The organism is Nocardiopsis sp. Huas11, from assembly GCF_003634495.1.
Classification (GTDB): Bacteria; Actinomycetota; Actinomycetes; order Streptosporangiales; family Streptosporangiaceae; genus Nocardiopsis.
Window position 1 is genome coordinate 5,179,258 of sequence record NZ_RBKY01000001.1, and the last position, 19,367, is coordinate 5,198,624.

18 protein-coding genes are annotated in these 19,367 nt (G+C 74.1%); 7 read left to right on the forward strand and 11 right to left on the reverse strand.

Going from position 1 to position 19,367, the window contains the following annotated elements:
* Positions 1 to 28 precede the first annotated feature (28 nt).
* Complete coding sequence (locus tag DFP74_RS23420; RefSeq protein WP_199725760.1) at positions 29 to 1,306, forward strand: MFS transporter; 1,278 nt, start codon at positions 29 to 31, stop codon at positions 1,304 to 1,306.
* Positions 1,307 to 1,348: 42 nt separating this feature from the next.
* The gene (locus DFP74_RS23425; RefSeq protein WP_121188461.1) at positions 1,349 to 2,128 is read left to right on the forward strand and encodes a phosphotransferase; all 780 of its coding nucleotides are present in this window, start codon (positions 1,349 to 1,351) and stop codon (positions 2,126 to 2,128) included.
* Positions 2,129 to 2,162: 34 nt separating this feature from the next.
* Here the strand turns inward: DFP74_RS23425 and DFP74_RS23430 are convergent, their stop codons facing one another.
* On the reverse strand, positions 2,163 to 2,864 hold the full coding sequence (locus DFP74_RS23430; RefSeq protein WP_121184780.1) for a class I SAM-dependent methyltransferase: 702 nt from the start codon (positions 2,862 to 2,864) through the stop codon (positions 2,163 to 2,165).
* Between the two features lie 490 nt (positions 2,865 to 3,354).
* Between DFP74_RS23430 and erm the strand changes: the two genes are divergently transcribed.
* The 3 genes from erm (at position 3,355) to DFP74_RS23445 (ending at position 5,291) form a co-directional block, all read left to right on the forward strand.
* The gene (erm, locus tag DFP74_RS23435) at positions 3,355 to 4,149 is read left to right on the forward strand and encodes an ErmE/ErmH/ErmO/ErmR family 23S rRNA (adenine(2058)-N(6))-methyltransferase (RefSeq protein ID WP_121184782.1); all 795 of its coding nucleotides are present in this window, start codon (positions 3,355 to 3,357) and stop codon (positions 4,147 to 4,149) included.
* A gap of 156 nt (positions 4,150 to 4,305) precedes the next feature.
* Positions 4,306 to 4,686: a hypothetical protein gene (locus DFP74_RS23440; protein ID WP_147453904.1), complete on the forward strand. Its 381-nt coding sequence runs from the start codon at positions 4,306 to 4,308 to the stop codon at positions 4,684 to 4,686.
* An 8-nt stretch (positions 4,687 to 4,694) separates the two neighbouring features.
* Complete coding sequence (locus tag DFP74_RS23445) at positions 4,695 to 5,291, forward strand: Uma2 family endonuclease (protein WP_121184786.1); 597 nt, start codon at positions 4,695 to 4,697, stop codon at positions 5,289 to 5,291.
* Between the two features lie 27 nt (positions 5,292 to 5,318).
* Here DFP74_RS23445 and treZ read toward each other — a convergent pair whose 3' ends face one another.
* Positions 5,319 to 7,100 carry a malto-oligosyltrehalose trehalohydrolase gene (treZ, locus tag DFP74_RS23450; RefSeq protein ID WP_121184788.1) on the reverse strand — a complete coding sequence of 594 codons (1,782 nt, stop codon included), beginning with the start codon at positions 7,098 to 7,100 and terminating at the stop codon, positions 5,319 to 5,321.
* 107 nt (positions 7,101 to 7,207) lie between these two features.
* Here treZ and DFP74_RS23455 point away from each other — a divergent pair, with 107 nt between their 5' ends.
* Positions 7,208 to 7,582 (forward strand): hypothetical protein, encoded by a 375-nt coding sequence (locus DFP74_RS23455; protein WP_121184790.1) that lies wholly within the window; start codon positions 7,208 to 7,210, stop codon positions 7,580 to 7,582.
* A 12-nt stretch (positions 7,583 to 7,594) separates the two neighbouring features.
* Here the strand turns inward: DFP74_RS23455 and DFP74_RS23460 are convergent, their stop codons facing one another.
* From DFP74_RS23460 to treY, 7 genes are all read right to left on the reverse strand, one after another.
* On the reverse strand, positions 7,595 to 8,362 hold the full coding sequence (locus DFP74_RS23460) for an ABC transporter permease (protein WP_121184792.1): 768 nt from the start codon (positions 8,360 to 8,362) through the stop codon (positions 7,595 to 7,597).
* Positions 8,363 to 8,365: 3 nt separating this feature from the next.
* On the reverse strand, positions 8,366 to 9,121 hold the full coding sequence (locus DFP74_RS23465; RefSeq protein WP_121184794.1) for an ABC transporter permease: 756 nt from the start codon (positions 9,119 to 9,121) through the stop codon (positions 8,366 to 8,368).
* An 11-nt stretch (positions 9,122 to 9,132) separates the two neighbouring features.
* Positions 9,133 to 10,038: an ABC transporter ATP-binding protein gene (locus DFP74_RS23470; RefSeq protein ID WP_121188462.1), complete on the reverse strand. Its 906-nt coding sequence runs from the start codon at positions 10,036 to 10,038 to the stop codon at positions 9,133 to 9,135.
* A gap of 87 nt (positions 10,039 to 10,125) precedes the next feature.
* A complete protein-coding gene (locus tag DFP74_RS23475; RefSeq protein WP_121184796.1) occupies positions 10,126 to 10,800 on the reverse strand; it encodes a response regulator transcription factor in 675 nt (224 codons plus the stop codon).
* A complete protein-coding gene (locus DFP74_RS23480) occupies positions 10,797 to 12,038 on the reverse strand; it encodes a sensor histidine kinase (RefSeq protein WP_199725761.1) in 1,242 nt (413 codons plus the stop codon). The genes DFP74_RS23475 and DFP74_RS23480 overlap by 4 nt, the downstream gene beginning before the upstream one ends.
* Complete coding sequence (locus DFP74_RS23485; protein ID WP_121188464.1) at positions 12,032 to 12,910, reverse strand: putative RNA methyltransferase; 879 nt, start codon at positions 12,908 to 12,910, stop codon at positions 12,032 to 12,034. Before DFP74_RS23485 ends, DFP74_RS23480 begins: the two co-directional genes overlap by 7 nt.
* A 38-nt stretch (positions 12,911 to 12,948) precedes the next feature.
* A complete protein-coding gene (treY, locus tag DFP74_RS23490; RefSeq protein ID WP_121184798.1) occupies positions 12,949 to 15,375 on the reverse strand; it encodes a malto-oligosyltrehalose synthase in 2,427 nt (808 codons plus the stop codon).
* Positions 15,376 to 15,533: 158 nt separating this feature from the next.
* Here treY and pstS point away from each other — a divergent pair, with 158 nt between their 5' ends.
* Positions 15,534 to 16,712: a phosphate ABC transporter substrate-binding protein PstS gene (gene pstS, locus DFP74_RS23495; RefSeq protein WP_121184800.1), complete on the forward strand. Its 1,179-nt coding sequence runs from the start codon at positions 15,534 to 15,536 to the stop codon at positions 16,710 to 16,712.
* 78 nt (positions 16,713 to 16,790) lie between these two features.
* Here the strand turns inward: pstS and DFP74_RS23500 are convergent, their stop codons facing one another.
* Together DFP74_RS23500 and DFP74_RS23505 are read right to left on the reverse strand one after the other, a co-directional pair.
* A complete protein-coding gene (locus DFP74_RS23500; RefSeq protein WP_121184802.1) occupies positions 16,791 to 17,315 on the reverse strand; it encodes a hypothetical protein in 525 nt (174 codons plus the stop codon).
* Positions 17,316 to 17,557: 242 nt separating this feature from the next.
* Positions 17,558 to 19,240 (reverse strand): glycosyltransferase, encoded by a 1,683-nt coding sequence (locus DFP74_RS23505; RefSeq protein ID WP_121184804.1) that lies wholly within the window; start codon positions 19,238 to 19,240, stop codon positions 17,558 to 17,560.
* Positions 19,241 to 19,367: the final 127 nt, after the last annotated feature.

Here is a 19,367-nt window from a genome sequence, read left to right on the forward strand (position 1 = left end):
TTCTCAATCGATCTGTCATCGTCGATCCATGTCCGGTTCCTCCACCTGGCCGCGTCCCGACGACCCCCACACCGGCTCGACCCCGCCCCTGGGCGGCCGGTTCTGGCGCCTCTGGGGCGCCTCAGGGCTGTCCAACCTCGCCGACGGCGTGCTCAAGGTCGCCCTTCCCCTGGCCGCGCTCCGGTTGACCGACTCCCCGCCCCTGATCGCGGGCGTGACCTTCGCGCTCACCGTCCCGTGGCTGCTGTGCGCCCTGCCCGCCGGCGCCCTGGCCGACCGGGTCGACCGGCGCGCGGCGATGCTCGGCGCCAACCTCGCGCGCGGCCTCGCACTCACGGCACTGGCGCTGGCGCTGGCCTCGGGCACGGCCTCGATCTGGACGCTGTACGCGGTCGCGCTGTGCGTGGGCGTGGCCGAGACCGTCTACGACACCGCCGCGCAGTCGATCCTGCCGCAGGTCGTGCCGCGCGTTCGCCTCTCGGCCGCCAACGGCCGCCTGCACGCCGCGGAGCTGACCGCGCAGCAGTTCGTCGGCCCGCCGCTGGGCGGCCTGCTGGTGGCGCTCGGCCTGCTCACCGCGTTCGCCGCGCCGGCCGGACTGTGGCTGGTGGCGGTGGGGGCGCTGGTCACCGTGGGCGGCCGCTACCGGGTGGAGCGGGCTGCGCCGGCGACGCTGCGGGCCGACATCGCCGAGGGCCTGCGGTTCCTGTGGGGCCACCGCCTGCTGCGGACCCTCGCGGTCATGGTGGGCGTCTCCAACTTCGCCACCAACGCGGTCTTCGCCGTCCTGGTGCTGTACGCGGTCGGCCCGGACTCGGCGCTGGGCCTGACCGAACCCGGCTACGGCGTGCTCATGACCGCCGCCGCGGTCGGCAGCCTGCTCGGCGCACTGGGCGCCGAACGGATCGAGCGCCTCCTGGGCCGGGCGTGGTCGCTGCGGCTGACCGTCCTGGCCTCCGCCCTGCTGGTCGGCGCACCCGCGCTCAGCACGAGTCCGTACGCGGTGGCGGCCGGCTTCCTGGTCGGCGGCGTGGGGATCGCTGTGTGGAACGTGATCACGGTGAGCCTGCGCCAGCGGACCGTCCCCGACGCCCTCCTCGGGCGGGTCAACAGCGCCTATCGCCTGTTGGCCTGGGGCACCATGCCGCTGGGCGCGGCCACGGGCGGGCTCCTCGCCCAGTTGCTGGGGCTGCGGGCGGTGTTCGCGGTGATGGCGCTGCTGGTGCTGACGCTGCTCGTGCCGATGGCGCGCATCGACCGCGCGGCGCTGGAGGACGACGGCGCGAGCGGGGACGGCTCCCGTTAATCGGGTGGACGGCGGCGCCCCATGAACCGGAGCATGGGAGCCATGACGCAGCTGTGGCCCTCGGGGCCGAACGAGACCCCGCTGACGGGCGGCAACGTGGCCGCGGAGGTCGGGCGGGCCGGCGCCACGGTGCGCAAGCCCTGGCTCCCCTCCTCGCGGTCGGTGCTGGACCTGCTGCGGTACCTGGAGCGCCGGGGCTACACCGGAGCGCCGGCCGGGCTGGGGCGCGACGACCGCGGCCGGCAGGTGCTGGAGTACGTGCCAGGGACGATGGCCGACCGGATGGCGCCGCTGACCACGGCCGAGCTGGGCCGGGTCGGCGGGATGATCCGGCGCCTGCACGACCTGACCGCGCTGTACCGTCCGCCGCCGGACGCCGCGTGGCAGAGATGGCTGCCGCCGCTGCGCGAGGAGGTCGTGTGCCACCACGACCTCGCCCCGTGGAACCTGGTGCGCGACGGCGAGCGCTGGGTGTTCGTGGACTGGGACGGCGCCGCCCCGGGCTCGCGGATGGAGGACCTGGGCTACGCCGCGCACGGCTTCGTCCCCCTGCACTCCGGCGGTGACCCGCGGGCCGACGCCCTCCGCCTGCGCGCGCTGGCCGACGGCTACGGCTGCGACGACGCCCAGCGGCGGGAACTGCCCGACGCGGTCCTGCACCGGGTGCGCGGCATGTTCCACACCCTGGAGGAGGGGGCGCGCACGGGCGTGCAGCCGTGGGCGCGGCTGCACGCGCAGGGGCACGCCGACCACTGGGGGCCGGCGGCCGGCTACGTCGAACGGCACCGCCACGTGTGGCTGGAGGCCCTGACCGCTCCGTGACCCGTGCCGCCCGCGTGGTGGGGGCCGGTCGGCCTCAGGCCGGAAGCTCCCAGACCAGGGCGGCGGAGATGGGGTGGCCGCGGAACCGTTTCCACTTGGGCTTGGCGGCGATCCAGGCGTCGTCCACGGTGGCCTCCGACAGCTCGGCCAGCCGCCACCCGGCGGCCATCGCGGCGCGCACGTGGTCGCTGAGCAGGTGCACGTGGGTGGTGATGGCCACGTCCTCCCCCGCGTCGTCGGTGAAGTGCGTGGGCATCCCGGAGACCATCATGAACTGCGGGTGGTAGGCGACCAGGGCGAAGGTGGCGCCAGGGGCGGCGATCCGCCGGGCCTCGGCGTAGAGCGGGGCCAGATCGGACAGGTGCTCGTCGATCAGCGAGGCGATCACCAGGTCGTAGGCGCCCGCGGCCAGACCGCTGGCGCGCACGTCGGCCTGGGCGAGGCTGTCGTGGGCGCCGCGTGCGCGGGCCAGGTCCAGCATGCCGGCGCTGAGGTCGACGCCGTCCACGCGCGTCACGCCCCGCCCGCGCAGCCAGGCGCCCGTGCGGCCGGTGCCGCAGCCCAGGTCGGCGGCGCGCCGGACGGCGGCCCAGTCGGGGTGGGCGAGGCCCTCCAGCAGGGCCAGGTCCATGGCGTCCAGGACGGAGTCCTCGTAGGTGCTCGACCAGCCGTCGTAGCCGGTGGCCACGTCGACGGTGCGGTAGTGGCGGGTGTCGAAGTCCGCGAAGTTCGGCATGGTCGCGAGTATGGCTTGGTCAGGCCCGTGGACGCGAGTCCTTTTCCGGCGCGGGCGCGGGGGCGTCGCGCCGCCCCCGCGCCCGCGGGGCCCGCCGCCGGAAAAACCCGTTGCCCGCCGGTCCGCGGCTCTTCTACGGTGAGCCGCATGTGCTGCTTCTGCGCGATCACGAACCGGGCATCGGCCTGGTCCCTGAGCGCCCCCGAACTCGTCGTCCGGCCCCGGTCCGCCTCCCTGGACCGGTAACCGACGCCTGAGGCCTCCTCCGCCCGGCGCATCGCGCCCGGAGTGCCCCGTCGAGTCTCCCGCCCGCGCCGCCCCGCCCGGGGTCGGCGCGAGCGCGCCCGTGTGCGTTCCGGTCCAGGTCCCCGCCTGTCCACCCTTCTCCTGGACGGGCCGCCCGGACCCATCCCGGCGCGCGCACGATGCCGCGCCGAACGCGGCGTGCCCGTCCATGTCGGCCACTCCCGTGGCTGGAACGGACCGCACCATGGCACGCACCCCACGCCCGCGACGCGGCTCCGCCGCGAACACCCGGCGCCGCCTGTCCCAGAACTTCCTCACCGATCCCGCCGCCGCCCGCCGCGTGGCGCGCCTGGCCGGGATCGGGCCCGACGACCTGGTGGTCGAGGTCGGCCCCGGCGACGGGGCGATCACCCGCTTCCTCATCCCCGCCGCCGACCGGGTGACGGCCTACGAACTCGATCCGCGCCTGGCCGACCGGCTGGCGGAGCGCTACCGCGACCGGCCGCTGCGGGTGGTCTGCGCCGACTTCACCCGGGCCCGTCCGCCGCGCGGCCCCTTCGCCGTGGTGGGCAACATCCCCTACGCCCGCACCGCCGACATCGTGCGGTGGTGCCTGGCCGCCCCGGGGCTGACCCGGGCCACGCTGGTCACTCAGCTGGAGTACGCGCGCAAGCGCACCGGCGCCTACGGGCGCTGGAGCCGGTTGACGGTGCTGACGTGGCCGGAGTGGTCGTGGTCGTTGGCCGGGCGGATCGACCGCGACCGGTTCCGCCCCGTACCCCGTGTGGACGCCGGGATCCTCGTGCTGCGCAGGCGTGCGCGGCCCCTGCTGAGTCCGGAGCGCCGGGCCGCCTACCGGCACCTGGTGGAGCTGGGCTTCGGCGGCGTGGGCGGGTCGCTGGGCGCCTCGTTGCGCCGGGCGCGGCCCGCCCGCCGGGTGGCGGCGGCGCTGGGCGCGGCCGGGATCGCGCCGCAGGCCCCCGTGGGCGCGGTCTCCCCCGACCAGTGGATGACGGTGTTCCGCGTGCTCGACGAGTGAACGGACTCGGTCACGCAAGTCCAGGAGAACTGATTCCTCCGCGATGACCCCTAATACTTTTTGCTTAGACTGCCAATGTGGTTCAGTGATACTTTCTGATACCGAGCGGCGCTGTGACAGCCATCGCAACGACTGACACCTCACGGAGACACCCGCATGCCGACCAGGACCAGTAAGCGCACCACAGGGCGTAGAAGGCGCTCGGTATGGGTCGACGACACCACTTGGGAACGCGCCGACGCCATGACGGCCACCCAGGCCATCACCGTTGGGCACATCCTCAGCGAACTCCTCAACGCCTACGCCAATGGCGTCCTGGACGTACCCGTCCCCACCGAAGGAGTACGCGCACCAGGGCGCGGTGTCCACCCGACAGCCATCTTCGATAACGCCTGGTCCAACGCCGACCGGCGCCGCCGGAGCGAGGGCGTCCAATCCATGTCCGTCCTGTGCGAACTGCTCCTGCGCGCCTACACCGAAGGCCACGTCCACGCCGGCATCACCGTTCAACCCCTGACCACCACCGACGCCGCCTAGGGGGAACCATGACCGTCACCGACCACCACCCGCCACCGGCCGCCGAACCGCAGATCAGCCCCGAACTGTTCGAGGAGATCGCCCACCTGGCGGCCCGCGAGGACGTCCACCTCGAATACCTGAACGGGAAGATGGAGACCCGCCCCGTGCCCGACGGCGACCACGACGAGATCCTGATGTGGATGATGCAGGAATTCATGGGGCATCGCCCCGACTTGCGTCTCAACATCACCGGACGCGGCCTGAAGGTGGACACCTACCGCAACGGACGCGCCCGACCGGACGGTGTACTCGCGCCCAGGGAACACTTCCGGGGATCTCCCGAGTGGGCGGAACCGGATGGGGTCCTCGCCGTCGTCGAAGTCACCTCGGGCGACGCCGACACCCACACCCGCGACCGTGTCGAGAAGCCCGCCGCGTACGCAGCGACCGGCATCGGCGTCTACCTGCTGGTGGATCGCGACGCCAACGCCGTCGTGGTCCACTCCAGGCCGGCGGTAGGCCGATACCTGGACCGGTCAGAGCACCCCTACGGCGAGGCCGTAGAGGTCCCCGGGGTCGGGATCGTCCTGGACACCGACACCCTCAAACGCTTCGCCCGCTGAACACCGGACGACCCAGGAGCGGCCCGCTCACAGCCGCAGCACGGCGAAGCACTCCCCCGGCAGGTCGACCTGGGTGCCGTGCACGCGCGGGCGGCCGTTGGCGAACAGGAGTTCGCGGGGCGGGGCGTCGAGTTCGATCTCGGCGCCGACCGGGTCCAGGTTGCACACGACCCGCAGGCCGCCGCGGACCAGGACGAGCCGGCGGCCGTCCCCGCTCACCACGACCTCGAACCGGTCCAGGCGCGGGTCGGCCAGTTCGGGTTCGTCGCGGCGCAGGGCGATGAGGGAGCGGTAGGTCTCCAGGAGCAGGGCGTGGTGCCCCTGGTCGCGCTGGTCCCAGTCCAGGACGGCGGAGTCGCGGGTGGCGGGGTCCATGGGGTCGGGGATGTCCTCCTCGGCCCAGCCCAGGGCGGCGAACTCGCGCCGGCGGCCCCGCCGTACGCCCTCCACCAGGTCGGCGTCGGTGAAGGAGGCGAAGAAGGGCCAGGGCGTGGTGGCGCCCCACTCCTCGCCCATGAACAGCAGGGGCGTGTAGGGCGAGCACAGGACGAGGGCGGCGCCGCACGCCAGCAGCGTGGGCGAGAGGTGTTCGCCCATGCGGTCGCCGCGCGCGCGGTTGCCGATCTGGTCGTGGTTGCTCAGGTAGCCGAGGAAGCGGTGGCCCGGTACGCGCACGGTGTCCACGGGCGCTCCGTGGGTGCGGCGGCGGAAGGAGGAGTAGGTGCCCGCGTGCCAGAACGCGCGGGTCAGGGTGGTCGGCAGCGCCTCGGGGTCGTCGAAGTCGGCGTAGTAGCCGTGGGTCTCGCCGGTCAGGGCCACGTGCAGGGCGTGGTGGAGGTCGTCGGACCACTGGGCGTGCATCCCCAGGCCGCCCGCCTCGCGGGGCGCGACGGTGCGGGGGTCGTTGCGGTCGGACTCGGCGATCAGCGTCAGCGGCCGGCCCAGGGCCGCGGACAGCGCCTCGACCTCGTCGGAGAGCGCGGCGAGCAGCGGTGTGGCGCGGTCGTCGTGCAGGGCGTGGACGGCGTCCAGGCGCAGTCCGTCCAGGTGGAAGTGGCGCAGCCAGCCGAGCGCGCCGTCCAGGACGTGGCGGCGCACGGGGTCGGAGTCGGGTCCGTCGAGGTTGAGCGAGGGGCCCCAGGCGTTCTCCCCGGAGAAGTAGGGCCCGAAGCGGGGCAGGTAGGCACCCGAGGGTCCCAGGTGGTTGTAGACGACGTCGAGCAGGACGGCCAGGCCGCGGGCGTGGGCGGCGTCGACGAAGTGCTTGAGCGCGTCGGGGCCGCCGTAGGGCTCGTGCACGGCCGACCACAGGACGCCGTCGTAGCCCCAGCCGTGGGTGCCGTCGAAGGCGTTGAGCGGCAGGAGTTCGACGTGGGTGACGCCGAGGTCGGCCAGGTGGTCCAGGCGTTCGACGGCGGCGGCCAGGGTGCCCTGGGGGGTGAAGGTGCCCACGTGCAGCTCGTAGACCACGCCGCCGGGCAGGGCGCGGCCGTTCCAAGCGGAGTCGGTCCAGGCGTGGGCGGCGTGGTCGTAGACGCGGCTGGCGGCGTGGACGCCGCCGGGCTGCCACAGCGAGCGCGGGTCGGGCAGCGGCCGGGGGTCCTCGTCCAGGAGGTAGGCGTAGTCGGTGCCGGGGCCGGCGGTGTCGACGGTGGCGCGCCACCAGCCGTCGTCGCCGCGCCGCATGCGGTGGTCGGCGCCGTCGGCACGCAGGGTGACGCGGGTGGCGTGGGGCGCCCAGACGGCGAAGTCGCCGTCCACCCCGCGTCCGGGCGTCGTGGTGGTGGAAACGGTCTCCAGTTCGCTCACGGAGGGTGATCTACCCCGGTGCGCGGCGGTTCACGCGAGCGCTCCGCCTCCGTGCCGGAGCGGTGTGCGGCCGGCCTGGTGTCGGCCCTCGCGGCTACGCTCGCCGCATGAGTGTCTCCCTCTACTACAGCGCGCACCGGGCGGAGCCGCCGACGGCGGCCGAGTCGGCCGAGATCGCGCGCGTCAACGCCGCCCACCAGGACTCCTTTCCCTACCAGGACCAGGAGAGCCTCTTCCTGCACGACGACCCCGCTCCGGGCGAGCTGCCGGCCGGATTCACCAAGATGCTCGGCGACCCCGAGCGGATGCTGTCGGTGCTGGTCCACGTCCTGGATTCCCTGACCGAGCTGCGCCGGGCCCTGCCGGGCGCCGAGTGGCGGGTGCACCTGGACGATCTGGACGTTCCGTGGGACGAGGACGAGGGCTATGCCATTCCCGGCATGCGCGACCCCGGCCTCGCCGCCGAACTCGGCGGCCCGTGACCCCGCCGCCGCTCAGGTCCGGGTGTCGCGGCGGTCGAGCACCGCGGCCGTGACGCCCACGATGACGACGGTCATCGCCACCGACGTCAAGACGAGGAACAGGACGCCCTCGACGCTCAGTGTGGCGGCGGCGAAGCTCGTCGCCTCACCGGAGCCGAGGACGGTCCCGAGCTGGGTGGCCCGGGTGGCGAGGGCGTAGGGCAGCACGGACGCGGCTTCGGCCCCGGTCATGAGCAGCAGGGTCGAGAGCCCCGTGAGGACGAACGCGAGGGCGACCGGGGCGGCGAACGAGCGCAGCAGGGCCGACAGGCCGGACTGCAGAGCGGCCACCGGCACGCAGGCGACGATGACGACCGCGCTGCTGACCCAGTACCGCGCCGGAAGCGTGCCCGGGAGCCCGAAGACGAACGTGCCCAGCGCGATCACGACGGCGACCAGGACCGCCTGCGTGACCGCGGCCAGGACGGCGACCGCCGCGGCCTTGGCGATCACCAGCCGCGTCGTGGGCACGGGCCGGCTCATGAGCGCGTTCCAATTGCCGCCGGCGTGCTCGACCCGCCAGACGAGCGAGGCCAGGAGCGCGATGCCGACCGGCAGGAGCGCCATGCCGTGGAAGCCGATCGACCTGATCCACAGCGTGTGCCAGCCGTCGGTGAGGGCGGCTCCGGGCGCCAACGCGGCCATCGCGCCCGCCAGCACCACGATCACCGGCAGGAGCACGACGACGCCCCAGCTCAGGGAGCGCCGGAGTTTGAGGAACTCGGCGTGGACGGATCCCATGGTTCAGGCCTCCTGCCGGTCGAAGCGGGCGGTGGTGACCAGGAACAGCCCGCCGCCGACGACGGCGAGGGCGATCACGCTGGTGTGGTGCGGGTCGAGGTAGACCAGTTCGGCGCCGACGTAGTCCGCGGGTGTGATGAGCGCGTAGTAGCCCCACGGCGTCAGGTGGCGGGCCCATACGGGGAGCGCGGCGCCGAACGTCCCGAGGAGGACGCCGAGCACGCCGACGCCGAGGCAGACGAGCTGGTTCTCGACCCTGGCGGAGAGCAGGAGGTGGAAGGCCAGCACGGCCAGGTGGACGACGGCCACCGAGGCGGTGTAGGCCAGCCACCGCCCGACCGGGACCGGGGCCTGCGCTCCGGCCGCCAGGCCGAAGGCGACCAGGAGCAGGCAAGAGGCGATGGCGACGGCCACGACCAGGGAGCCCAGGGCGAGGAACTTCGCCCGGCAGAGCCGGCCCGGGGTGGCTCCGGAGACGGCCGAGAGGATCCACCCGTTGCCGCGGTGCTCGATCTCGACCTGGCGGCTGGCCAGGACCGCGAGCAGGACCGGCGCGAGGAGGGTCGTCGCGAGTCCGAGGCCGGCCAGGACGGACCGCCACACGTGGTCGTCCGGAGCCGGCGTGTCGGCGGAGGCGATCATCGACACCCACGAGAACACCGTCACCGCGACCACGCCGATGAGCAGTAGTCCCAGGAACCACCCCACGCGCAGGTGGCGCATCTTGGCGAACTCGTTGGCCACGGTCGCCGTCCTCACCGTCGCCGTCCTCACAGGCCGCCTCCCTCGGTGAGGTCCATGAACACATCCTCCAGCGACTGCTCCTCACGCCGCACGCCGTGCACCCCGATGCCCTGGCCGACCAGGGCGGCGACGGCGCCTGCGGTGGCCGCGTCACCCAGGCCGGGCAGGCGCAGCGTCCCGCCGTCCAGGCCGCCGCCGTACTCGCGGCCGAGCACCTCGTGCGCCCCGCGCGGATCGGTGCAGTCGATGAGGACGTCGGGGGTGGAGGCGGCCAGGAGTTCGTGGCGCGTGCCCTGGAAGATCAGGCGGCCGTGGGCGAGGATGCCCAGCACGGTGGCGGTGCGGTCGATCTCGCCGAGCAGGTGGCTGGAGACCATGACCGTGACCCCGCCGTCGGTGAGCCGGCGCAACAGGCCGCGGATCTCCTCGATGCCGGCGGGGTCGAGGCCGTTGGTCGGCTCGTCCAGGATCAACAGCCGGGGTCGGCGGGCCAGCGCCATGGCGATCCCCAGGCGCTGGCGCATTCCCAGGGAGTACTCGCGCACCTTCTTGTCCATCTGGTCCTGCAGGCGCACGGTCCGCACGGCGAGGTCGACCTGCCGGTCGTCCAGGGCGAGCAGGCGCTGGACCACGCGCATGTTCTCCCGCCCGGTCAGGTGCGCGTACCCGGGCGGGGACTCGATGAGCGACCCGATGCCGCCCAGGAGCTCGCGCCGGGTGCGCCGGTTCATGGGCCGGCCCATGATCCGCACCTCGCCCTCACTGGGCCGGATGAGGGAGAGCAGCATCTTCATCGTCGTGGACTTGCCGGATCCGTTGGGTCCGAGGAACCCGTACACGCAGCCCTCGGGGACGCGCAGGTCCAGGTCGGCCACGACGGAGCGCCCGCCGTACCTCTTGGTCAGCTTCTCTGTGGAGACGATCAGGGACATGGTGTCCACTGTCGTCGCGGCGGGGCCGCGGGGCGTCTGCCCACAGGCCTATCTTCGGCTATGCACGGCGCATAGGCGGCGGCGCGGTCAGTCCCGGCCGGCCTCGACCACGCCGGTCTCATAGGCCAGGACGACGGCCTGGACCCGGTCGCGCAGGCCGAGTTTGGCCAGGACGCGGCTGACGTGGACGCGGACGGTCCCCTCGGCGATGACCAGCTCCGCGGCGATCTCCGCGTTCGCCATCCCCCGCGCGACCAGGCGCAGGACCTGCCGTTCCCGGTCGGTGAGCCGGGCGAGCGTCCGCGCCGCCGCACGGGCACGGGGCTCCTCCGGCGCGGGCGGGAGCGCGGCGAAGCGGTCCAGGAGCCTGCGGGTCGTGCTCGGAGCCACGACCGCGTCGCCCTGCCGCACGTGGGTGATCGCCGCGGCCACCTCCTCGAAGGGGGCGTCCTTGAGCAGGAACCCGCTCGCCCCGGCGCGGATCGCCTCGTAGGCGTACTCGTCCAGGTCGAAGGTGGTGAGGATGAGCACGCGCGGACCGTCCCCGGCGCGGATGCGGCGGGTGGCCTCGACGCCGTCCATCCGCGGCATGCGCACGTCCATCAGCACCACGTCCGCCTCCACCGAGCGGAGCAGTTCCACGGCGGTGTCGCCGTCGTCCGCCTCGGCGACCACCTCGAACTCCGGCCGGGACTCCAGCGCCATCCGGAATCCCCACCGGTACATCTCCTGGTCGTCGACCAGCACGATCCGGGTCGTCACCGTCCACCTCCGGTCGGAACCACGGCGAGCACTTCGAACCCGCCCCCGGGACGCCCTCCCGTGTGCAAGGTACCCCCGCACGCGGCGATCCGCTCCCGCATCCCCACGAGCCCGTGCCCTCCCCCGGCCGGGCCGGCGCCGGCGCTCCCGCGTCCGTCGTCGGTGACGCGCACCTCGATCTCGTGGCCCCGGTAGGCCAGGGCGACCTCGGCGCGGGTCAGCGACGGACCGGCGTGCCTGCGGACGTTGCTCAGCGCCTCCTGCACCACGCGGTACACCGCCAGGTCCGGGCCCGGCGCCGGCGCCACCGGTTCACCCTCCACCGACAGTGTCACCGGGAGCCCTGCGGCGCGGGCGTCCTCGACCAGGTGCTCCAACCGGGCGATCCCCGGCTGCGGGGCGAGTTCGGGTTCTCCTGGCTCGTCGTCGCGCAGGACGTCGAGCATCCGCCGCGTCTCCGTCATCGCCGTGCGCCCGGTGTCGCGCACCCTCACCATCGCCTCCCGCGCGCGTTCGGGTGCGGTGTGGACCGTCCTCGACGCCCCGTCCGCGACGACCACCATCACGCCCAGGCTGTGGGCGACGACGTCGTGGATCTCCCGGGCGATGCGGGCGCGCTCCCGCGCCGCGGCGATGGTGGCCTGCGTGTCCCGCTCCCGCTCCAGGTGCAGGGCCCGCTCCCGCAGACCGGCGACGTGGGCGCGGCGGACCCGGACCAGAGTGCCCCAGGTCCAGGCCCACACGATGACCATGACGAGCAGGACCACCGTGTCGAGCGACATGTACCCGGCGCGCAGCATCGGCACGGCCGCCAGGCAGAGCCACACCGCCACCAGGGCGGCGGCCGGGACGCCGACGGTCCACCGGAACCGGGTCGCGATGTGGTGGACCGCGAACACGAGCATGACGTCGGCGGCCAGGATGCCGTTGACGGAGCCGGCCGCGACCGGAATCTGGGCGCACGCCGCCCCGAGCATGAGGCCGAACGCCGTGAACGGGTACCGGCGCCGGAACGGGTAGGGCGCGCAGAGCAGCAAGGAGACGGCGAGCAGGGCGAAGAAGTCCGGCCGGCCCTCCGGTGGCGGGAAGGGGCCGATGACGAGCAGGTTGTAGCCGAACACCGCGGTGACCACGACGGCGTCGACGATGCGTGCGTGCCCGCGCAGCCATCGGCCGACGGGGTCCGTCGCGCCGGCATCGGTGCCGGCACTCGACTCGTCGGTCCGGGGCCTCAGCACGGCCGGTAGGTGTGCAGCCGCACCGACGCGGTCACCGCCACGGGGGCGGGCAGCGCGGCGATCCGCTCGCGCAGGTCCGCGGGGGTGACGTGGCGGGCGCTGGGGCCCATGCCCACGACGGTGGCGGCGTCGTCGTGGGTGAGCGCCATGGTGAAGCGCAGCGGCCGGACCCCGGCCGGGGCGAAGTCGCCGTGCAGGGACTCGGCGAGGCGCTCGTCCTTGCGCGGGTCCACCTCCAGCAGGCCCAGGGGCGCGCGGAGCTCGGCGAGGTGGTCGGTGTCGGGGGTGACCACGATCAGCGCCCCGCCCGGGCGCAGGACGCGGCGGAACTCGGCGGCGTTGCGCGGGGCGAACACGTTGAGCAGGGCGTCGACCGATCCGGTGCGCAGCGGCAGCGGCCGCCAGGTGTCGGCGGTGACGGCTCCGCCGCGCTCGTGGGCGCGGGCGGCCCTGCGCACGGCGAACTTGGACACGTCCAGGGTCAGCCCGACGGTGTCGGGCCGGGCGTCGAGCACCTGGGTGAGGTAGTGGCCGGTGCCCCCGCCGACGTCGGCGACCAGGGGCGCCGGGCCGGTCGCCGCGAGGGCCTCGGCCAGGGCACGGCCGATCGGGTCGTAGTGGCCGGCGTCCTGGAAGCGCACGCGGTCGGCGACCATCTCCTTGCTGTCGCCGGTGCCCGGTGGCGTGGCCCCGGTGAGCAGGGCGGCGTAGCCCTCCCTGGCGATGTCGAAGGCGTGCCCCCGGCCGCAGGCGAGCCCGCGCGGCCCGCGGTCGAGCCCGTCGCCGCAGACGGGACAGGCCAGCGCCGCCGCGACCCGGTCGGGCATGCGCAGGCGGGGGCCGGTGTGGTGTGTGGTGTTCTCTCGCGCCATGATCGCGCCCAGCGTAGCCGGGCCGGCGCCGGTTCCGTTCACTCCCGCACCAGGACGGCCACGGGGTAGTGGTCGAGCAGGTCGGCGAGCCCGGCCAGGGTGAGCCCGTCGGCGGTGGCGGGTGCCAGGGCGCGGCCGGTGAGCCGGTCGGTCCATACGCCCGGCCCCGAGGGCAGGGCGAGCGAGGTGTCCCCCCAGCCGCCGGTCTCGGCCAGCGTGATCGGCAGCCGTGTGGCGACCACCGCCAGGTCGGGGCGGGCGCCGCCGCGCGAGGTGCGGGCGAAGGCCAGGGCGTGGCGGGCGGCCGTCCCGGTGGCGGTGAGCGGCAGGTGGCCGGCGGGGTCGAGGTCGCGGCGCACGTGCAGGCAGGTGCGGACGAGGTGCAGCTTGGCGGCGCCGGTGGCGTCCACGGGCGGGCGCCATCCCGCCTCGATCCGTTCGAGCAGGGCGGCACGGGCCGCCCAGTCCACGGGTCGGCGGTTGTCGGGGTCCACCAGGGACAGGTCCCACAGCTCGGTCCCCTGGTAGAGGTCGGGAACGCCGGGGCCCAGGAGCTGGACGGCCTTGTAGCCCAGCGAGTTGCTCCACCCCGGCGCCACCACCGACCCGGCCATCGCGGCGACCTCGGCGCGCAGGTCGGCGTCGCCCAGCACCTGGTCGGGCCAGGCCCGCACGGCCTCCTCGAAGCCGGTGTCGGGCTCGGTCCAGGAGGTGCCCAGGCGCGCCTCGCGAGCCGCCTTGAGCAGGTACTCGGCGAGCCGGTCCGTGCCGATGGGCCAGGCGCCGACGAGGGTCTGCCAGCCGAGCAGGTTCAGGGCGGGTTCGGGCAGGGGGCGGCGCGAGGTCCAGCGGCGGACGGCGTCGGCGAAGTCCTCGGCCACCTCGGAGACGGCGGCCAGGCGGGCCCGCACGTCCTCCGAGCGCTTGGTGTCGTGAGTGGACAGGGTGGTCATGGTGTGCGGACGGGCGGCGGCGCGCCGGGCCGCGGCGGCGTGCAGCTCGTCGGGGTCCACGGCGAAGCGCCCGGGGTCGCCGCCGACCTCGTTGAGGGCCACGAAGCGGGTGGCGCGGTAGAAGGCGGTGTTCTCCGTGCCCATGGCCACGACCATGCCGCTGGTCTGCTGGATGCGCCGCGCGGCCTCGCCCCGGGGGTCGGCGCGCACACGGCGGTCGATGACCTCCAGGTCGAAGGCGAGGTCGGGACGGCGGTCGATGGCGCGGCGCACGGCGCGCGTCCAGGCGTCGTCGCGCTCGGGCAGGTAGGAACGGTAGACGTCGAAGGCGCAGAGCAGCTCGGCGACGGCGTCCTCGCGCTGGCGGGCCGCCATGGCCGAGGGCCGGGGGGTGGTGGCGGGCGGTTGGGCGGGCAGCAGGGCGGCGATGCGGCGGACCTCGGCCCGCAGCAGTTCGTGGGCGGCCTGGTGGCGGGCGCGGTGGTCGGCGGCCCCGGTGTCGGTCTCCACGCCCTGCTCACGGGCCAGCCCGGTCAGGGCGCTCTCGCCGCCGGGGTCGGTGAACGCCCCGCAGATCTCGCGCAGGGCGTCGTAGCCGGTGGTGCCCGCCACGGGCCAGGACGGGGGCAGGTCCTCGTCGGGGGCGAGGATCTTCTCCACCACGATCCACCCGTCGAAGCGCTCGGCGAGGCGGCGCAGGTAGCCGCCGGGGTCGGTGAGTCCGTCCACGTGGTCCACGCGCAGTCCGTCGAGGTGGCCGAGCTCGGCCCAGCGCAGGATCTCGGCGTGGGTGGCGTCGAACACACCGGGGTCCTCCACGCGGACGGCGGCCAGCTCGTTGACGTCGAAGAAGCGGCGGTAGGTGAGCTCGGCGTCCCCGCGGCGCCACGACACCAGGCGGTAGTGCTGGCGCTCGTGCATCTGCTGGACGGGCGCGCCGGGCACGTGGGTGCCGGGGGCCAGCGGGTAGCGCTTGTCGTGGTAGACGAGGCAGCCGTCGGTGACGGTGAGGTCGTCCAGGGCGGACCGGCCGCCGTCGCCGTCGTCGGCCAGGACGGGCACCAGGATCGGCCCCCGGTCGAAGTCGATGTCGAAGCAGCGCGCGAAGACCGACGCCCGGCCGTGCTCGAGGACGTCCCACCACCAGGGGTTGGCGGCGGGCTGGGCCACGGACATGTGGTTGGGCACGATGTCGGCGACCACGCCCAGGCCGAGGCCGTGCGCCTTGTCGGCCAGGGCGGCGCGGGCGGTGTCGCCGCCCAGGACGGGCGCGACCCCGGCGGGATCGACCACGTCGTAGCCGTGCGTGGACCCGGGGGCCGCGGTGAGCATCGGGGACAGGTAGACGGCGCCCGCACCGAGGCGGTGCAGGTAGTCGAGCCGGTCGGTGGCGTCGGACAGGGTGAACCCGGGGCCCAGTTGGAGACGGTAGGTTGACGTCGGAGCGGTGTCCGCGGACGTGTCGTCGGTGCTCTTCACGGATGATCCGTGCCCGTCCCGCCCGCGTGTCATGCATGCCGCCTCGCGGTCGGCGGATCCGTGGCGCACGGGACCCGGGTCAAGGCCGCGGCACGCGAATGGTTAAATTCTCGGCGGTGTTCCATCACCTGCGGCGACGCGCCCCGGAAGCGCCCGCGCGCGGTGATCACACTGGAGGACCACCGACACCGATGAAGGGGACAGATCCAGTCGTGCCGTCCAAGAAGCGTTCGCGCACCCAGACCCGAGCCCAGCGTCCGCTCGGCGCCCACCGGGGTGCGGCCTCGGCCGCGCTGGCCGGCCTGCTGCTGGCGGCCACCGCCTGCGGCAGCGACGACGCCCTGCCGGGGTCGCAGTCCCTGCCGGCGCCCGCGGACCTGGAGTGCTTCTCCGGCAGTCTCTCGGGCTCGGGGTCCAGCGCCCAGGAGAACGCGATGACCACCTGGATCGCGGGCTACCAGTCGGCGTGCGACGACGCGCGCGTGTACTACGACTCGATCGGTTCGGGCGGCGGACGCAGCCAGTTCATCGACGCCGCGGTCGACTTCGCCGGCACCGACGCCGCGTTCACGCCCGAGGAGAACACCGACGCGCTGGAGCGCTGCGGGGGCTCGAACACCCTCAACCTGCCCGCGTACGTGGTGGCCATCGCCGTGGTGTTCAACCTGGAGGGTGTGGACTCGCTGGACCTGCGGCCGGACACGATCGCGAAGATCTTCAACCAGGAGATCACGCACTGGGACGATCCGGAGATCGCCGAGACCAATCCGGACGTGGACCTGCCCGACCTGCCGATCACCCCGGTCAACCGCGCCGACGACTCCGGCACCACGGAGAACTTCACGCGGTACCTGCAGGAGGCCGCTCCGGACGCCTGGCCGCACGAGGCGGACGGCATGTGGCCGATCACGCCGCGCGAGTCCGCGCAGGGCAACAGCGGTATCGCGGACACGGTCGGTCGGGCCCAGGGCGCCATCGGGTACGTGGAGATGTCGCACGTGCACGACATGTCCACGGTCGCGGTGGGCGTGGGGGACGAGTTCGTGGAGATCTCCCCGGAGGCCGCGGCGCAGGTGGTCGCCGACTCCCCCCGCCGGGAGGAGAACGCCAGTGAGCACGACCTGGCGCTGGCACTGGACTACGGCACGACCGAGCCCGGCAGCTACCCGCTGGTGCTGGTGAGCTACGAGGCGGTGTGCGAGGAGTACGAGGACCCGCGGACCACCGAGCGCGTCCAGGCCTTCCTGCGCTACGTGGTCAGCCCCGAGGGCCAGGAGCTGGTCTCGGAGGAGACGGGCTCCACTCCGGTCAACGAGGCGCTGCGCGAGCAGCTGCTGGAGTCCATCGACTCGCTCGGCTCGCAGGACTGAGCCGGGCCGGGAGCACGCTCGGCGTGACGGGCACCGCGCGGGCGCGCGTGTCCGTCACGCCCGCGGGCCGCGTCCGGGTCAGACCTCGCAGGAACCCGCCGGGTTCCACGCGGCGAACAGGCCGTCCGGGTTGTCCTGCCAGAACCACACGTGCAGCGTGTAGTTGACGGGAAGGCCAGGCGCCTGCCCCGGGTCGGGGCCGTCGAACGGCTGCCCGAAGAGGGAGGGGCGGTCGTCGTCGGTGGTGACGTCCTGGTCGGCGTCGACGTAGTAGTACTCCGCGGCCACGAGCTTGCGGCCGCCGTAGCCGTCGGGCTGGTACACTAGGACCTCGGGCGTCAGCGGGTCCAGCTCACGGTCGATCAGCTCCGGATTGGCGTAGTGGTACCCCATCACCCCCGCCGGGCTCTGCGCGCACTCGTCGGTCGGCAGGTAGCCGTCGGCGACGGCCCGGTACTCGTCCTTGTACTGGTTCAACGCGCTCTTCGCCGCGGCCAGGTCCTCCGCCACCGTGGTGTGCGCCTGGGCGGCCATCGGCCCGATCAGGGCGAGTGCGAGTCCGGCCGTCGCGGCGGCGGTCAGGCGTGTGTGGCGTACCGACATCGTGTTCCTCCTGGCTTGGTGCGTCCTCGCGCCGCCTGCCCCTTCGTCCGCATCATCGACATGGACGTGGAGTCACGTCAGACTTCGGAATAGACGAGCGAGAACCCTTCCGAACGATCCGCGATTGCGGGTCGGAAGCCATCATCCCGGCCATGCCACCGGGCAGGGCGCGACACCGCGGGCCATGGCACAGAACTCACCTGGATTTGACCGGGCCCGGCGGCGCCCCTCCCCCGCTCGCCTCACACGCGCTCGGGCCCGCGGCCCCGGCACAGGATCCGGCGCCAGGCGGCGGCGACCCGGGCCCGCACGCCGGTCGGCCGCGGGCCGCCCTCGGGCACGGACGCTCCCGGCGCCGAGGCGGGCCCCTCCTGTTCCGCTCCCGCCCGGCGATCGCGCCGGTCCGCGGCCGCGCCGGGCGAGCGCGGTGCTCCCGGGCCGGCCTGTCCGGGCACGGCGACCGCGGGGCCGCGGGCGCAGGGACCGGTCTCGGTGCGGGGCGGCGGCGGGACCGACCGGTACAGCGACAGGTCGGCCAGCGTGTCCTCCCCCGCGTGGATGCGGTAGCGCCCGTGCAGGGCGGCGACCACGTCGGCGAGGTCCTCTCCGTCCTGGCGCACGCGCAGCGCCCGGGCCAGCGCCCTGGTGCGCCACAGCCGCACGCCGGCGTCGTGGGAGGGCGAGGCCGCGGGGAAGAGCTCGGTGAGCCCGGACCGGTGGCGCTCGGCGCTGGCCAGGAGTCGGGACAGGGCCACCTGGCCCAGCCCCCACGCGACGGGCACCTGGAGCAGGAACGGTGAGGGGAAGCCGGTGAGCGGCGGCGTTCCGGCGAAGGTGATCCGCGGCTCGCGCAGGTAGTTGGCCTGGACCAGGCGCAGGTCCAGGTGCGGTCCGCCGGCCCCCGCCGGGCCGTGGCCCGCGCCCTCCCAGTCGGCGACCAGGGTCAGCACCAGATCGGTCTCGGCGCTGTCCAGGAGGCGGTCGACGCAGCCTCGGACGAGGTCGTAGGAGGCGCCGCGGACGTCGACCACGGCGTGCACGAGCGGGACGCGGCGCCGGTGCGCGGGGACCCGCTCGCGGTAGGCGTGCGGATGCGGCATGAGTTCGGCCAGGGCCTCGGTGCGAAAGCGCTCGGAGGGCAGGCGGGTGCGGGAGGGCGTGGCGCGGCCGACATGCCAGGCGGTCGCGGCGGGTTCGGGCAGCAGGACGGCCCCGGCCTGCCACAGGCGGTAGCCGAACTCGGTGTCCTGGCCCAGGTCCAGGTCGGGGTCCACCCCGCCGGCCGCCTCGTACAGGCTGCGGCGCAGGGCGGCGGCCGCTCCCATGTAGGCGTGGAAGCCCAGGTGGTCGGCGTCGCGCAGGTCGTCGCTGGTGGCGAGCAGGTGGGTGATCCACTCGTGGTGGCGGCCGGTGTCGAGCGCGTCGTGCAGCCGGCCGGCCCGGGCCAGGGACACCACCTCGGTGGGGTGGCCCGGACCGGTGTCGGCGAAGCGGACCCGGCCGAGCGTGACGCACTCGGCGTGGACGTGCTGCCAGCGGGCCTGCGCCTCGATGAAGGCGGGGGCGGCGATCATGTCGGCGTCCATCCAGACCAGGATGTCGCCGGTACTGGCGTGGGCGCCGTAGGAGCGCCCGAACCCGGCGCCCCAGCCGCCGTCGGGGGCGGCCAGGATCCGGCAGTGCTCGGGGCGCAGGGCCGGCAGTCGCAGGGGCGGCGAGGAGTGGTCGTCCACGACCACGACCTCGATCAGGTCACCGGGGTAGGTCTGGGCGGCCAGGGAGGCCAGGGCCAGGTCGAGGCGGCGCTGGCCGCCGCGGGCCGCGATGACCACGCTGACCCGCATCTCGGGTGTCCAGCGCCCCGGGGCGGGCGGTGTCAGCGCACCCCAGTCGTTGCGGAAGACGCGGGTCGGGACACGTTCCACCCGGCCTCGATGGGAGACACCATCGCACCCTACGTACTTATTCAGTGACACAGAGTCACTGTAGCCCTGTTTGGCGTCTCCATGTGGTGCTGATCACCCATGTGTCACGAATCGGTATCGACGAGAC

What these genes read in the sequence shown, in the direction of transcription:
- DFP74_RS23420 (WP_199725760.1), top strand. Translation starts at nt 29, where the DNA reads ATGTCCGGTTCCTCCACCTGGCCGCGTCCCGACGACCCCCACACCGGC.
- DFP74_RS23425 (WP_121188461.1), top strand. Translation starts at nt 1,349, where the DNA reads ATGACGCAGCTGTGGCCCTCGGGGCCGAACGAGACCCCGCTGACGGGC.
- DFP74_RS23430 (WP_121184780.1), bottom strand. Translation starts at nt 2,864, where the DNA reads ATGCCGAACTTCGCGGACTTCGACACCCGCCACTACCGCACCGTCGAC.
- erm (WP_121184782.1), top strand. Translation starts at nt 3,355, where the DNA reads ATGGCACGCACCCCACGCCCGCGACGCGGCTCCGCCGCGAACACCCGG.
- DFP74_RS23440 (WP_147453904.1), top strand. Translation starts at nt 4,306, where the DNA reads ATGCCGACCAGGACCAGTAAGCGCACCACAGGGCGTAGAAGGCGCTCG.
- DFP74_RS23445 (WP_121184786.1), top strand. Translation starts at nt 4,695, where the DNA reads ATGACCGTCACCGACCACCACCCGCCACCGGCCGCCGAACCGCAGATC.
- DFP74_RS23455 (WP_121184790.1), top strand. Translation starts at nt 7,208, where the DNA reads ATGAGTGTCTCCCTCTACTACAGCGCGCACCGGGCGGAGCCGCCGACG.
- DFP74_RS23460 (WP_121184792.1), bottom strand. Translation starts at nt 8,362, where the DNA reads ATGGGATCCGTCCACGCCGAGTTCCTCAAACTCCGGCGCTCCCTGAGC.
- DFP74_RS23470 (WP_121188462.1), bottom strand. Translation starts at nt 10,038, where the DNA reads ATGTCCCTGATCGTCTCCACAGAGAAGCTGACCAAGAGGTACGGCGGG.
- DFP74_RS23485 (WP_121188464.1), bottom strand. Translation starts at nt 12,910, where the DNA reads ATGGCGCGAGAGAACACCACACACCACACCGGCCCCCGCCTGCGCATG.
- treY (WP_121184798.1), bottom strand. Translation starts at nt 15,375, where the DNA reads ATGACACGCGGGCGGGACGGGCACGGATCATCCGTGAAGAGCACCGAC.
- pstS (WP_121184800.1), top strand. Translation starts at nt 15,534, where the DNA reads ATGAAGGGGACAGATCCAGTCGTGCCGTCCAAGAAGCGTTCGCGCACC.
- DFP74_RS23500 (WP_121184802.1), bottom strand. Translation starts at nt 17,315, where the DNA reads ATGTCGGTACGCCACACACGCCTGACCGCCGCCGCGACGGCCGGACTC.